The sequence below is a fragment of the Prevotella sp. AM23-5 genome (assembly GCF_003473645.1).
GTDB classification, from domain to species: domain Bacteria; phylum Bacteroidota; class Bacteroidia; order Bacteroidales; family Bacteroidaceae; genus Prevotella; species Prevotella copri_A.
In genome coordinates this window covers 1-15,446 of the sequence record NZ_QUCG01000020.1, presented here as the reverse complement: position 1 = coordinate 15,446, position 15,446 = coordinate 1, and the positions used below count along the sequence as shown (strand labels likewise).

Sequence of the window (15,446 nt, the reverse complement as noted above, 5' to 3'; positions counted from 1 at the left end):
CAGCCTTGGCTTCAGCTTCGGCTCTCTCCTTGGCAAGTCTAACCAGCATTTCACGACGCTTGACCAAAAGATCTAACATAATGGCAGCAGCCTCATCAGGAGCAACCTGGTTACCCAGACGTTCTCTCACCTCACGATATTCAGAAAGCATACGCTCCCTGCCCTCCTTGCCTGGCAAAATCCGATAAAGCTGGTCGGCGATGGCATCCACTTGAAAACGGTCGGCAAACATCTCCTGCACCACTTCCTTGTCGGCAATCAGATTCACCAGCGAAATATACTTGCACGACATCACATGCTTAAACGCAAGGCGAACCAGATGCGGCAATGGAGTCTCATAGCAAACCACCTGCGGAACCTCGAACAGCGCCGTCTCCAAAGTAGCCGTACCACTCGTTACCAAAGCCGCCGTACTGTGACTCAGGAGCGGATAGGTCTTATTGCGCACCATCTTGACAGGCGTACCCTTCAGGAACTTCTCATAATAAGAATCCTCGATGGAAGGAGCTCCTGCAAGCACCATTTGGTAATCCTCAAACCGCTCTGCCACCTCAATCATGGCAGGCAGATTATCCTTAATCTCCTGCAAACGGCTTCCGGCAAGCAAAGCAATAATCGGGCGATGCCTGTCCAGATTATTCTCTTCACAAAACTCCACGAAATTCTGATGATATTCCGACCGAAACTCATTCACCTCTTCTGCCGTAGGATTACCTACATAATGGATAGGATAACGGTGCTTTTTCTCGAAGAAAGGCACCTCGAAAGGCAGGATGGAGAAAAGTTCGGCGATATCACGCTTGATACTACGGATTCGCCATTCCTTCCACGCCCAGATTTTAGGAGAGATATAATAGTATGCCGGAATATTAGTCTTCTTTTTCAAGAACTTAGCGATATTCAGATTAAATCCAGGATAATCTACAAGGATTACCACATCCGGTTTCCATTTCACAATATCTTCCTTGCATCTTTTCATATTAGAAAAGATGGTACCCAGATGCATCAGCACAGGAACAAAGCCCATATAGGCAAGCTCCTTGTAATGCTTGACACGAGTGCCACCTTCGGCAGCCATCAAGTCGCCACCGAAGAACCTAAATTCCGCAAACTCGTCAACATTTTTTAGCGAACGCATCAATCTGCTGGCATGCAAATCACCACTCGCCTCTCCTACAATCAAATAATACTTCATAATTCAAAGTTCTTGATCCAATCATAATCCGTGATATCAATCTTGGTCGGCGTGATGGCAATATAGCCATGATTCACCGCCCATTGATCTGTATCCGCAGCATCCGGTTCGTCATTGCGATAATCGCCCACCATCCAATAGTATTCATACCCATGAGGGTGCGTACGATGTTCCACCTCGTTGATCCACGAACCATGTGCCATTCTGCAAGCCTTGAAGCCCTTGAACGGAGGCTGTGCCGGGAAGTTGACATTCAGGCAGGTATATTTCGGCAAGCCCTTCTCCAGAACCATCTTCACCACCCGGGTTACACCATCTCGCAAAGGCGAGAGATCGGCATTCTCATCATAGTTACAACTGCTGAAGGCAATGCTAGGAATGTGCTGCATACATCCCTCCTTGGCTACGCCCATCGTACCTGAATAGTGATTGTTCACACTGGAATTATCACCATGGTTGATACCGCCGATTACGAGATCAGGGCGACGGTCCTTGTAAAACTGGTCGAGCGCCAGTTTGACACAATCCACCGGCGTACCGCTGCACGACCAAACCTCCACATCTTCGCCCATATTATGACGGCGCTTCAGTCGCAGCGGAGTTGTAGCCGAGAAGGCACAGGCGAATCCGGAGCGGGCACTTTCGGGAGCCACAACGAGTACGTCGCACCAGTCTTTCAGAAAGCGCACGAGGGTCTTGATACCATTGGCATGATAGCCATCATCATTTGAAATTAACACTAAAGGTCTCTTATTTTCCATAAAAATATCTTTCTTTTTGGTGCAAAAGTACGAAAAAACCTTTAAAGAAACATATTTCTCGCATATTTTTTGTATCTTTGCCGAAAATTTCTGTGCGCAAAAGCCATTTTAGACTCGCAGGCGCACACTTCAGGTTATTATATAGACTTTAAAAATGGGAAAAATCATTGCATTAGCTAATCAGAAAGGTGGCGTCGGAAAGACAACAACCACCATCAACCTGGCTGCATCGCTTGCTACCCTGGAGAAAACGGTACTCGTCATCGATGCCGACCCTCAGGCAAACGCATCCAGCGGTCTGGGTGTGGACATCAGCGAGGTAGATTGTTCACTCTATGAGTGCATCATCAACCATGCAGATGTGCGTGATGCCATCTACACTACCGACATCGACGGACTCGACATCGTGCCGAGCCACATCGATCTTGTAGGAGCTGAGATAGAAATGCTCAACCTTAAGAATCGCGAGAAAGTAATCAAGAAACTGCTCGACCCCATCCGCGAAGAATACGATTATATTCTCATCGACTGTTCCCCATCGCTGGGTTTGATAACAGTGAACTCGCTTACCGCCGCAGACAGCGTGATCATCCCAGTGCAGTGTGAATACTTTGCACTGGAAGGAATCAGCAAGCTGCTCAACACCATCAAGATCATCAAGAGCAAACTGAATCCGAAGCTCGAAATAGAAGGTTTCCTGCTGACGATGTACGACAGCCGTCTCCGACTCGCCAACCAGATTTACGACGAGGTGAAACGCCACTTCCAGGAATTGGTATTCAAGACTGTCATCCAGCGCAACGTGAAATTGAGCGAGAGTCCGAGCCACGGTCTCCCAGTCATTCTCTACGATGCAGAATCAAATGGTGCCAAGAACCACCTGGCACTGGCAAAGGAAATTATCAACAAGAATAGATAAGATTTGGAAATTGAACCCATCAGAAAAGTTCAATGTTCAAAATTCAAAGTTCAAAGCAAAAATGGCAGTACATAAGAAATTCAATAACGGCATAAGAAACAACGCCCTGGGCCGCGGACTCGACGCCCTCATCTCGACAGAGGGAGTACGTACTCAGGGCAGCAGCACCATCAACGAGATACCTCTCGATCAGATCGAGGCAAACCCAAACCAGCCACGACGGGAGTTTGACGAAGAGGCGCTGCGCGAACTCGCCGATAGCATCAGTGCCATCGGCATCATCCAGCCTATCACCCTGCGACAGATTTCGGAAAACCGATTCCAAATTATTGCGGGAGAAAGACGATGGAGAGCTTCACAACTAGCTGGACTCATGGCAATACCTGCCTACATCCGCACCATCAGCGATGAAAACGTGATGGAGATGGCGCTCGTGGAGAACATCCAGCGCCAGGACCTCAACGCAATAGAGATTGCACTTGCATACGAACATCTTCTGGAAAACGAGGGAATGACTCAGGAAAAAATTTCCGAGCGTGTGGGCAAAAGCCGTGCTGCCATTGCCAACTATCTCCGACTTCTGAAGCTGCCGGCACAGGTGCAGATGGCTCTCCAGAAGAAAGAAATCGATATGGGACATTGCAGAGCGCTCCTAGCACTCGACAGTCCGTCGCTTCAGATCAAGCTCTTCAAGGAAATCCAGAAGAACGGTTACTCCGTGAGAAAAGTGGAAGAGATGGTACAGCGACTGAAAAGCGGTGAAGACGTGGAAAGCGGCAAGAAAACCATCACTGCCAAGACACAGATACCCGAGGAATTCACCATGCTTAGAGAAAAGCTCTCCAAATTCCTCAATACCAAGGTGCAATTCACCTGCTCTGCCAAGGGCAAGGGAAAAATCAGCATCCCATTCAGCAATGAAGAGGAACTGGAGCACATCATGAACGTTTTCGATAAACTGAAACAGGAATAAATCTTGTTTTATATAGAAAGAAATAGATTATTTCGATAAACAGGAACAGCTTCATCTGTTCCGAATAAGATATAGAAGAATAAAAAAGTGAATTTAAGTTTATCACATATTTGCATTTCGGCTTTACTGCTGGCAACCTCGCTCCAAGTTTCGGCTCAGAAACAGAAGGCGAAGGCAGAAGTAGCCGTTCCTGACTTCGCTGCTGCCGACTCGGCAAGGATGGCGACAGAAACGGCAAAGACTTCGGTAGATTCTGCCATCACAGCCAAGGACAGCATGAATCTGGCTAAACTCAACAGTTCGCTCAGGCCGATGCAGAAGAAGAAGCGCGATTGGGCTACCTGGCGACCAGATGCCAAGCGCGCCATGTGGCTTGCACTGGTTTTGCCCGGAGCAGGACAGATCTACAACCGCAAATACTGGAAACTACCTATTATATATGGTGGTTTCGTAGGCTGCGCTTACGCCATCACCTGGAACAACCAGATGTATCACGACTACTCGCAGGCCTACCTCGACATTATGGATGATGACCCGAACACGCAGAGCTACAACCAGTTTCTGCATTTGGGAGCCACAATCGATGCCTCTAACATAGAACGCTACAAGGAAATCTTCCGTAAGCGTAAAGACAAATTCCGCCGCTGGAGAGATATGGGAACCTTCGTGATGATTGGCATCTACGCCTTCTCCGTCATCGATGCGTATGTAGATGCATCGCTCTCAGAATTCGACATCTCCGACGACCTCAGCCTCAGAGTGGAGCCTGCCGTGCTCAATAACGGCAGATACAACAACCCGCTGCGTTCAGGCGCACTCGGACTGCAATGCTCACTCACATTCTAAAAGTAACCATCAGAAAACAAAACGAGAAAGAAGCATATAATTAAAATAGAAAACAATAGACATTAGATAATGAAGAAAATAATCATCATGGCAGCAGCGATGCTGTTTAGCTGGCAGGGCATTCAAGCCCAAAACGACAATAAAGAAGACAATGACGAGGTGATTACCGTGACCGACAAGGACGGTAAGCAGGAGGAAATCGAAGTTCCTGAAGGTTTGGAAGACAACCTCGACAGCCTTCTTCACCTCTACAATACACAGGCTTACATGATGGCCGACACCTCTTGCAAATACCGTGATGTGAATCCGGTTTTCGAAACACAGGTATATATCGACCGATTGAAGCGACTCCCTACACTTATTGAAATGCCATACAATGAGGTAGTACAGAAGTTCATCGACCGCTACAGCGGCAAACTTCGTCGCTCTGTAAGCTTCATGCTAGGTGCCAGCAACTTCTACATGCCTATCTTCGAAGAGGCATTGGAAGCATACAACCTGCCACTGGAACTGAAATATCTGCCGGTTATCGAGTCGGCACTCAACCCCAAGGCAGTTTCCCGCGTAGGAGCCACAGGTCTCTGGCAGTTCATGCTGAGCACAGGCAAGCGCTACGGTCTGGAGGTGAATACCCTCTACGATGAGCGCCGCGACCCAGTAAAGGCATCTTATGCCGCAGCCCACTACCTGCGCGATCTCTATAAGATCTTCGACGACTGGAACCTCGTTATCGCAGCCTACAATTGCGGACCAGCCAAGGTAAACAAGGCAATCCATCGTGCCAAGGGCGAGACTGACTACTGGAAGATTTATCCATACCTGCCAAAGGAAACACGTGGATATGTACCAGCTTTCATCGCAGCCAACTATATTATGAACTATTACTGCGACCACAACATCTGTCCGATGGTAACCGAGTTGCCAACCAAGACAGATACTGTGGAAGTAAACCAGGATGTTCATATTGAGCAGATTGCGAAGGTTCTCAACATCGATGCCGAGCATCTTCGCAACCTGAACCCACAATATCGCCGCGACATCATCAACGGCAGTCACAAGCCTATGCCTGTGCGTTTGCCGGAATCACTCATCGGAGCCTTTATCGACAATAAGGATTCTATCTTCAGTTACCGTGCAGATGAGCTTCTGCAGAAGCGTGATGTAGTAGATGTCAACGACGATGAGCCAAGCTACAGCCGCTCCCGCAGCAGCCGTTCACGCAGCAGCGTATCATCTTCACGTAGCAGCCGAAGCAAGTCTTCACGCTACAGCCGCGGCAAGAAGAGAAAGAACTCTAGAGGCAAGAGCGTAACTATCAAGAGCGGAGATACACTCTCGGAGATTGCAGCTCGCCACGGAACAACCGTGAAGAAGCTCAAGAAGCTGAACAAGATTTCGGGCAACAGCATTCGTGCCGGAAAGAAGATCAAAGTGAAATAAAAAAATAAAATCTATATACTGATGCCCACGCCCAGGATCGTGGGCTTCAGTAATATATCATTAATCATATTATAAATAGGAGGGTACAGCTATGGATGACCAGAACTTGAAAGACCTAGAAAGAGAGCAGGCCGACAACAAACTGATCGGTGATGCCTTTCAGCATTTACTCGACACCTACCTCAGCTCGCGACACCGCAAGAAGGTAGATATCGTGACAAAAGCCTTCAACTTCGCCCGTCAGGCGCACAAGGGCGTGCGCCGATTGTCTGGCGAACCGTATATCATGCACCCTATCGCCGTGGCACAGATTGCCTGTGAGGAAATGGGATTGGGTTCTACCAGCATCTGCGCAGCACTGCTCCATGATGTGGTAGAAGATACAGACTATACGGTAGAAGACATCTCCAACATCTTCGGTGCCAAGGTGGCACAGATCGTGGATGGACTCACAAAAATCAGTGGTGGCATCTTTGGAGACCAGGCTTCTGCACAGGCAGAAAACTTCAAGAAGTTGTTGCTCACCATGAGCGATGACATCCGAGTGATTCTCATCAAAATCTGCGACCGACTGCACAACATGCGCACCCTGGAATCGCAACCAGCCAACAAACAATACAAGATTGCCGGCGAGACCTTATATATATATGCACCACTCGCCAACCGACTCGGACTCAACAAAATCAAGACCGAACTGGAAAACCTCAGCTTCCGCTACGACCATCCACAGGAGTATGCCAACATTGAGCATAAGCTTGCAGATACCGAATCGCAGCGCGACACCCTCTTTGCACAATTCACCGCTCCTATCCGTGAGGAACTGGATAAGCTGGGGGTGGATTACAAGATCAAGGCACGCGTCAAGAGCCCTTATTCCATTTGGAACAAGATGCAGAACAAACACGTTTCCTTTGATGAAATCTACGATATTCTTGCAGTTCGCATCATCGTGACTCCAAAGAGCAGAACCAACGAGGTGAACGAATGCTTCAATGTCTATGTAGCCATCAGCAAAATATACAAGAGCCATCCCGACCGTCTGCGCGACTGGCTGAACCATCCGAAAGCTAACGGATACCAGGCTCTCCACGTTACCCTGATGAGTAAGCAGGGACGCTGGATAGAGGTACAGATCCGCTCCGACCGCATGGACGAGGTGGCAGAAAAGGGATTTGCAGCCCACTGGAAATACAAGGAGGGTGGCGAATATACTGAGGATGAAAACGAGTTGAACGACTGGCTGAGCACCATCAAGGAGATTCTGGACGATCCGCAGCCAGATGCGATGGACTTTCTCGATGCCATCAAGCTCAACCTCTATGCATCCGAAATCTTCGTCTTCACCCCGAAGGGAGAAATCATCACGATGCCTGCCGGATGTACTGCACTCGACTTCGCCTTCCAAATACATACCTTCCTGGGAAGCCACTGCATCGGAGCCAAGGTAAACCACAAGCTGGTGCCTCTGAGCCACAAGCTGAACAGCGGCGACCAGGTGGAAATCCTCACATCCAAGAGTCAGCACGTGCAGCCTGCATGGGTGAACTTCGTAAGCACTGCCAAGGCAAAGAGCAAGATCATGGCGATATTACGCCGTGACTCCCGCGAAGTGCAGAAGAAGGGTGAGAGCATCCTCACCGAATGGCTGCAGAAAAACAACTTAGAGATGACCAACTCGGTAGTGGACAAGCTCTGCGAATTCCACAACATACAGAAGCGCGACAACTTCTTCCAGTCGCTGGGCGAGCACTGCATCCTGCTCGGAGAGAAAGACCTCGATGAGCTGCAGGGCAAGACCAAGAAGCAGAAACAATCATCGAGCTGGCGCGACTATATCCCATTCCTGGGCAAGAACAAGCAGAAAGAGGAAACGGGCGGCATCGTAAAGCCACAGGAACTCTTTGTGGTAGGCAAGGACTTCAACAAGAAGAAGCCGCTCATCCTGACCGAAGAAAACATCAATCAGTTTATCTTCCCTTCCTGCTGCCACGCCATTCCGGGCGACGACGTGATGGGATTCATCGATAACAAGAACCGCATCGAGATTCACAAGCGTTCGTGCAATGTAGCTGCCAAGCTGAAATCAAGCTATGGCAACCGCATCGTGGATGCCAAGTGGGATATGCACAAGCAGATGCTCTTCGATGCAACCATCGAAATCAAGGGTATCGACCGCAAGGGCATGCTCCTCGATGTGAGCAAGATTATCAGCGACCAGCTGGGCATCAACATCCACAAGCTTACCATCAGCAGCGACAATGGTATCTTCGACGGAACCATCGAACTTCGTATTCATGACCGTGATGAAGTGAAGATCATCATGGATAAGCTCAAGACGATTGAGGATCTGCAGGAAGTGCAGAGAATCTTATAATCTGAAAAGAACAGAGATGGTATCATCATCAAAAAAGAACAAAGATGATATCATTTGAAATCTGGAGCTGGAAGCCTACTGCTTCCGGCTCCAGAATTTCATCAAGCCAAATAAACTACAATCATTAAAACAAAAACAAACAAAACAATGAGTTGATAAGGTATATTTGGGTCGTCCTTGGCGCCCATACGCCAAGACCCTCTTCATGGCCTGGAGCCATCAGCTCAGCAAGAAAGAGGCCAGCAAGATTACCATCGCCGAGGTTTTCGGCGAAGAATGCTGGTAATCCCCTACACTTTACTAATCATAAAGTTCAAAGCTCAATGTTCCAAGTTCAAAGTATTAAACCAGTCCGTCTAGCTGTTTCTTGAGTTCCTTGAGCTGATCTCTTACAGAAATGAGGGTGTCGAGAACGTCAGACGATTTCTCGGCACCCGTTCTGTTTTGACTCAGATACTTACGTGCCGCAGCAATCTTGAATCCCTTCACCTTGATCAGGTTATAGATGAGTTTCACCTGCTCAATATCCTTGTCAGAATATTGACGCACCTTGTTCACACCCACCTTAGGCCTGAGGAAAGGAAACTCCTTTTCCCAATAACGGAGAGTTGACTCAGTTACACCCACTTCCTCAGCCACTTCCTTGATGGAAGAGTACAATTTTACGTTTTTATCTGTATTTAAAGCCATTTTTCCAAACTTTAATTTCAAAAATAATTAATTTTGTTGCAAAATTAAGCAATTCTTCTTATCTTTGCAAAGTTTTTCGGAAGAAAATGCCCTTAAGGGCAAAAAATAATCAAAACAGAGGAGAAATACAGCCTCTGAAACAATATTTGAGAATTAAAAAAGATTAATATAAAAGATAATATGATGACAGCTAATGAAGTGCGCGAATCCTTCAAGAAATTCTTCGAAGGTAAGGGCCACAAGATTGTTCCATCAGCACCTATGGTTATCAAGGATGACCCAACGCTGATGTTTACAAACGCTGGTATGAACCAGTGGAAAGACATCATCCTCGGTACAAAAGACCCAGGCAAGGATGTTCGTCGTGTTGATACTCAAAAATGTCTCCGTGTAAGCGGTAAGCACAACGACCTCGAAGAGGTAGGTCATGATACTTACCACCACACCATGTTCGAGATGCTCGGTAACTGGAGCTTCGGCGACTACTTCAAGGAGGGTGCCATTGATATGGCATGGGAGTATCTTACTGAAGTTTTGAAGCTCAACCCTGCCGACCTCTACGTTACCGTGTTCGAGGGTAGCAAGGAGGAAGGTCTGGAACGCGACAACGAGGCTGCAGGTTACTGGGCTAAGCACGTGCCAGCCGACCACATCATCAACGGTAACAAGCACGACAACTTCTGGGAGATGGGCGATACAGGTCCTTGCGGTCCTTGCTCAGAGATTCACGTGGATTCTCGTACTCCAGAGGAGAAGGCTCAGGTGCCAGGCCGTGAATTGGTTAACAAGGATAACCCTCAGGTCATCGAAATCTGGAACATCGTATTCATGCAGTACAACCGCAAGGCTGACGGTTCTCTCGAACCACTCCCAATGCACGTTATCGATACAGGTATGGGCTTCGAGCGCTTGGTTCGCATGTTGCAGGACAAGCACTCTAACTATGATACTGATATCTTCCAGCCAATCATCAAGGAAATCGAGGCTATCTCTGGCAAGAAGTATGGCTTCACTACTCCTACTGGTGAGAATGGTGAGGGTAAGGATGAGCAGGAGAAGATTGACATCGCTATGCGTGTCTGCGCCGACCACCTCCGTGCCGTAGCCTTCTCTATCGCCGATGGTCAGTTGCCAAGCAACGCCAAGGCAGGTTACGTAATCCGACGCATCTTGCGCCGTGCCGTACGTTACGCTTACACATTCCTCGGTCAGAAGCAGGCATTCATGTACAAGCTCGTCAATGTTTTGGTAGAGCAGATGGGTGCAGCCTTCCCTGAGTTGCCAGCTCAGCAGGAGCTCATCACCCGCGTGATGAAAGAGGAAGAGGATTCATTCCTCCGCACCTTGGAGAAGGGTATCAACCTCCTCAATGGCGATATGGACGAGCTCAAGGCTCATGGCGAGACTCAGCTTGATGGCGTAAGCGCATTCCGCCTCTTCGATACATACGGTTTCCCTCTCGACCTTACAGAGCTCATCTGCCGTGAGAATGGTTACACCGTAGATGCTGCAGGCTTCGACGAGGAGATGAAGAAGCAGAAAGAGCGTGCCCGCAATGCTGCAGCCGTAGAGAACGGCGACTGGGAGGTTTTGAAGGAAGGCGACCAGAACTTCGTGGGTTACGACTATACAGAATATGAGTGCCACATCCTGCGCTACCGCAAGGTGACTCAGAAAAAGAACTCTTTCTATGAGTTGGTACTCGACAACACTCCATTCTATGGTGAGATGGGTGGACAGGTTGGCGACAAGGGTGTACTCGTTAGCGAGGATGAGACTATCCAGGTTATCGACACCAAGCGTGAGAACAACCAGAGTATCCACATCGTAAAGGAGTTGCCAAAGGATGTAAACGCTGATTTCATGGCTTGCGTTGATATCGAAAGCCGCGAGGGAAGCGCTGCCAACCATACAGCTACTCACTTGCTCGACTACTGCCTGAAGCAGGTTTTGGGCGAGCACGTAGAGCAGAAGGGTTCTTATGTAGATAAGGATACATTGCGTTTCGACTTCTCTCACTTCCAGAAGGTAACTGATGAGGAGCTCCGCAAGGTAGAGCACATGGTAAACGAGATGATCCGTGCCGACTACGCCCTGGATGAGCACCGCGATACTCCTATCGAGGAGGCTAAGGAGCTTGGCGCTATCGCCCTCTTCGGCGAGAAGTATGGCGACAAGGTTCGTGTGGTTCGCTTCGGTCCATCTGCTGAGTTCTGTGGTGGTATTCACGCCAAGAGCACCGGTAAGATTGGTTTCTTCAAGATTATCTCTGAAAGCAGCGTAGCAGCCGGCATCCGCCGTATCGAGGCTTTGACAGGCAAGGCTTGCGAGGAGGCTATCTACGGCTTGCAGGATACCATCGTAGCCTTGAAGGGCTTGTTCAACAACGCCAAGGATCTCGAGGGTGTTATCAGAAAGTACATCGACGAGCACGATGCCCTGAAGAAGGATGTTGAGAAGTTCCAGGCTCAGGCTGTGGAGCGTGCCAAGGATAAGCTTGTAGAGAATGCAAGAGAAATCAACGGCGTGAAGGTTGTTACAGCCGTATTGCCAATGGAGCCAGCAGCTGCCAAGGATTTGGTATTCAAGGTTCGCGAGGCTTTGCCAGAGAACATGATCTGCGTAGTAGGTTCTGTTTATAACGACAAGCCTATGCTCAGCGTGATGTTCAGCGATGATATGGTTAAGGATCACGGTTTGAACGCAGGTAAGATGATTCGCGAAGCTGCCAAGTTGATTCAGGGCGGCGGTGGCGGTCAGCCTCACTATGCTCAGGCTGGCGGTAAGAACAAGGACGGCTTGAGCGCTGCTGTAGATAAGGTTGTAGAGTTGGCTCAGCTGTAATAAGCTTCCACATTTGAATATATGATAGAGTTATCTTAACTCTTATATATAATTAAGGTATAAAGGGTTGCAATCCATCTTTTCGAGGATTGCAACCCTTTTTCTATTGACATTAGAGGAGTATCCATGTCATAATTATCAATTTATGATAATCATCAAATGATAAAATTCCTTATTTCATTATCATTTTATGATAATCACTTTATGATAATCGGAATAAAAGTTGTATCTTTGCAGAAGATAAGCTGCACTCGGCAATTTGTAAGCAAGCTTACATTGCGCTCGTTTGCATTATCTTTGCAAAAGAATTGCAAACGTAGAATATATTATAAGGTATAAATATGGTAATGAAGAATCCTTTTGTCACGAATGGTTACGCCGGTCCGGAATACTTCTGCGACCGTGTGGAAGAAACCCAGCACATCACAGAGATGCTGACCAATGAGAATAATATGGCTCTGATTTCCCCTCGACGTATCGGAAAGACAGAGCTGATTCACCATTGCTTTGCCCAGCCAGTCATCCAAAAAGATTATTATACTTTTATCATAGACATCTATTCAACCAATTCCGTCAGCGATTTGGTCAATATGTTCGGCAAAGCCATCATTGACGAACTTCGTCCTAAAGGCATCGGCAACATGGTGAATCCGGAAATTACGCTTGATGAGATATTCGCTTATCTCAACCAAGCCGACAAGCCATGTCTTGTTGCCATCGACGAGTTTCAGCAAATCACCAACTATGCCGACAATCGCATAGAGGCATTGCTCCGTACCTATATCCAGCGATGCACCAATGCCCACTTCATCTTCTCGGGCTCTCATCGCCATCTGATGGCAGAAATGTTTACATCTCCTGTCCGCCCTTTCTATCAGAGCGTAACACTGATGAACCTGAAGCCGCTGGATGTTGAGAAATACAAGGAATTTGCCACTGCCAAGTTCGAGGAGCGCAACAAACATCTGGATACTGCCATTATCAAAGAACTCTTCACCCATTTCGGTGGTGTCACCTCATACATCCAACGAGTAATGAATGTCCTCTTCCTCAAGACTCCCGAGCAGGGTACCTGTACTCTGGATATGGTAGATGACGCCATCAACTACAATCTCAACATGGCATCAGACACCTACGAGACCCTTCTGCGCCAGATGCCGGAAAAGCAGCGCAATGTCTTCATCGCCATCTCTGCAGAGGGCGAAGCCAGAAGCGTAAAGAGCGGAGCCTTCGCAAAGAAATATCATCTCCCGTCGCCAAGCTCTGTAAATTCCGCCCTGAAGGGATTGCTGGAGAAGGATTTCATCACCCAGCAGGATGATGCCTACGTGGTATATGACAAGTTCTTCGATTTGTGGCTGAAGAAGTATCTGAAATAGTATAAGGTGATTCCAATATTTTTTGTTACCTTTGCACCCAAATTTAAATATATATTCAATATGGCTATAATAAAGACAGTAGAGGGAAAGACTCCCCGATGGGGAAAGAATTGTTTTATCGCTGAGAACGCAGTGCTGACCGGTGACTGTATTCTTGGTGATGACTGTAGCATCTGGTATAGTGCAGTATTGCGCTCTGACGTGGATGCCATCAGATGTGGAAACAGAGTGAATGTACAGGATTGCGCCTGCATCCATCAAACCGGTACGATGCCTTGCATTTTGGAGGATGATGTATCTGTGGGACATGGTGCCATCGTCCACGGAGCGACAGTTAGAAAAGGGGCACTCATCGGCATGAATGCCACCGTGCTAGACAAGGCAGACATTGGCGAAGGAGCTATCATTGCTGCAGGAGCTGTGGTTACCCATGGCACCAAGGTTCCTGCACATGAGATTTGGGCAGGTATTCCAGCCAGGAAAGTAAAGGTCTGCGCTCCTGGACAAGCCGAGGAGTTTGCCAAGCATTATTCCGGGTACATCAAAGACTGGTATCTGAAGGAATATAAATAATCACTTTATGATTATCATAAAATGAGAATAAAACGCCATTTTTTATCTTTTATAGAAGATAAAAGCAAAATATTTAGGATTTTCATCCATTATAAAAGATAAAAATCGTATATTTGCAGAAAATTTCATTTATAAGTGATAAAAATATGGCAACTATTATTCGTCAATCATATATCGACAAGATAGAAAAGTATCTTGGAAAGGAGACTATCATCGTATTAGTTGGTCAACGTCGTGTAGGTAAAAGCTGCATGATGAAAATGATTCGTGACCGTAAGAAGGCAGATGACTGCAACAATATCATCTTTATAGATAAGGAGAAAAGAGAGTTTGACAACATTCAGACCTATCAGAATCTCAACGACTATATCGGAGAGCACTTTTTATCTGATAAACATAACTATATCCTTATCGATGAGATACAAGACATCAGGGAATTTGAACGCTCCATCCGAAGTTTTCGCACAGAACCCAACACCGACATTATCATCACAGGTAGCAATGCTCGCATGCTGAGCAATGAACTGAGCACACTCATCGGTGGCAGATATAAGGAAATCTATATCCAATCGCTGAGCTATAACGAGTTTCTGGAATTTCATCAACTATCAGATAATGACGAAGCACTTGCTCTGTACATTCAGTATGGTGGCCTGCCTGGTCTGGCAAAGATAGGTCTTGAAGAGGATGATGCACGTGAATATCAAATGGATATTTACCATACCGTCTTACTTAAGGATGTCATTATGCGCAACCAGATAAGAAACGTGCCATTCTTAGAGAATTTAGTACGTTTCCTCGCAGACAACACCGGTAAGTTGATTTCCGCCAACAGTATCGCCAAATATATGAAATCACAAGGCGAATCTATAACGTCCACGGCTATCATCAATTACATCTCCTTCCTTTGCGAAGCTTATATCCTGCACAAGGTGAACCGCTATGATATCCACGGCAAACGCATCTTTGAAACCAACGATAAGTTTTATTTCGAAGACAACGGCATCAGAAATGCTATCGCCGGAGGAACACGTGAAGGAGACATTGAGAAAGTGATAGAGAATATCATCTATCAGAACCTCATACGCTTGGGCTATCAAGTTTATGTAGGACAACTGCAAGCTGGAGAAATCGACTTTGTATGCACCAGACCAGGCGGCGAACGCATCTACGTGCAAGCTTCCTATATCATAGCCGACGATGCAACCAGAGAGCGTGAGTTTGGCAATCTCCGTGCCATCAAGGACAACTACCCGAAGTACGTTATCTCCATGACCCCTCTGCTCACCAAAAATGATGATGACGGCATCACGCACCTGCATCTTCGCAAATTCCTCACAGAAGGAATATAAATAACAGGAATTTCTCAGATTGGGCACACAGTGTATTCCCAATCTGAGGATTCTTTTATTCCTCCCCATTCGGGGGTGTAATTTAAACTGTGTCAAGGCT

The 15,446-nt window shown here is 47.2% G+C and carries 11 protein-coding genes and 2 pseudogenes; 10 read left to right on the top strand and 3 right to left on the bottom strand.

Annotation, left to right across the window (positions count from 1 at the left end; genetic code table 11):
* Nucleotides 1-55 precede the first annotated feature (55 nt).
* A pseudogene (gene lpxB, locus DW657_RS06765) lies at nucleotides 56-1,195 on the bottom strand (lipid-A-disaccharide synthase); the annotation flags it as partial.
* Nucleotides 1,192-1,956: a 5'/3'-nucleotidase SurE gene (surE, locus tag DW657_RS06760; protein ID WP_176425608.1), complete on the bottom strand. Its 765-nt coding sequence runs from the start codon at nucleotides 1,954-1,956 to the stop codon at nucleotides 1,192-1,194. The gene surE and the pseudogene lpxB, both read right to left, overlap by 4 nt.
* Nucleotides 1,957-2,110: 154 nt before the next feature.
* Between surE and DW657_RS06755 the strand changes: the two genes are divergently transcribed.
* From DW657_RS06755 to DW657_RS06730, 6 genes and pseudogenes are all read left to right on the top strand, one after another.
* Nucleotides 2,111-2,875 (top strand): ParA family protein, encoded by a 765-nt coding sequence (locus tag DW657_RS06755; protein WP_089544868.1) that lies wholly within the window; start codon nucleotides 2,111-2,113, stop codon nucleotides 2,873-2,875.
* A 61-nt stretch (nucleotides 2,876-2,936) separates the two neighbouring features.
* Nucleotides 2,937-3,848, top strand: a complete 912-nt coding sequence (locus DW657_RS06750) for a ParB/RepB/Spo0J family partition protein (protein ID WP_089544894.1) — start codon at nucleotides 2,937-2,939, stop codon at nucleotides 3,846-3,848.
* 87 nt (nucleotides 3,849-3,935) lie between these two features.
* Entirely contained in the window at nucleotides 3,936-4,694 is a 759-nt protein-coding gene (locus tag DW657_RS06745) for a DUF5683 domain-containing protein (RefSeq protein ID WP_187360411.1), read from the top strand.
* Between the two features lie 69 nt (nucleotides 4,695-4,763).
* Nucleotides 4,764-6,134, top strand: a complete 1,371-nt coding sequence (locus DW657_RS06740) for a lytic transglycosylase domain-containing protein (RefSeq protein WP_118311906.1) — start codon at nucleotides 4,764-4,766, stop codon at nucleotides 6,132-6,134.
* Between the two features lie 91 nt (nucleotides 6,135-6,225).
* Nucleotides 6,226-8,508, top strand: coding sequence for a bifunctional (p)ppGpp synthetase/guanosine-3',5'-bis(diphosphate) 3'-pyrophosphohydrolase (locus DW657_RS06735; RefSeq protein ID WP_118311905.1), 2,283 nt, complete (start codon nucleotides 6,226-6,228; stop codon nucleotides 8,506-8,508).
* 151 nt (nucleotides 8,509-8,659) lie between these two features.
* Nucleotides 8,660-8,794, top strand: a pseudogene (locus DW657_RS06730) (pectin esterase); the annotation flags it as partial.
* 56 nt (nucleotides 8,795-8,850) lie between these two features.
* Here the strand turns inward: DW657_RS06730 and DW657_RS06725 are convergent.
* Complete coding sequence (locus DW657_RS06725) at nucleotides 8,851-9,198, bottom strand: MerR family transcriptional regulator (RefSeq protein WP_118311904.1); 348 nt, start codon at nucleotides 9,196-9,198, stop codon at nucleotides 8,851-8,853.
* Between the two features lie 180 nt (nucleotides 9,199-9,378).
* Here DW657_RS06725 and alaS point away from each other — a divergent pair, with 180 nt between their 5' ends.
* The 4 genes from alaS (at nucleotide 9,379) to DW657_RS06705 (ending at nucleotide 15,346) form a co-directional block, all read left to right on the top strand.
* A complete protein-coding gene (gene alaS / locus DW657_RS06720; protein WP_118311903.1) occupies nucleotides 9,379-12,042 on the top strand; it encodes an alanine--tRNA ligase in 2,664 nt (887 codons plus the stop codon).
* Between the two features lie 347 nt (nucleotides 12,043-12,389).
* Nucleotides 12,390-13,421: an ATP-binding protein gene (locus DW657_RS06715; RefSeq protein ID WP_118311925.1), complete on the top strand. Its 1,032-nt coding sequence runs from the start codon at nucleotides 12,390-12,392 to the stop codon at nucleotides 13,419-13,421.
* A gap of 60 nt (nucleotides 13,422-13,481) precedes the next feature.
* The gene (locus DW657_RS06710; protein ID WP_117661439.1) at nucleotides 13,482-13,994 is read left to right on the top strand and encodes a gamma carbonic anhydrase family protein; all 513 of its coding nucleotides are present in this window, start codon (nucleotides 13,482-13,484) and stop codon (nucleotides 13,992-13,994) included.
* A gap of 146 nt (nucleotides 13,995-14,140) precedes the next feature.
* On the top strand, nucleotides 14,141-15,346 hold the full coding sequence (locus tag DW657_RS06705) for an ATP-binding protein (protein WP_117661438.1): 1,206 nt from the start codon (nucleotides 14,141-14,143) through the stop codon (nucleotides 15,344-15,346).
* The last annotated feature ends 100 nt before the right edge of the window (nucleotides 15,347-15,446 follow it).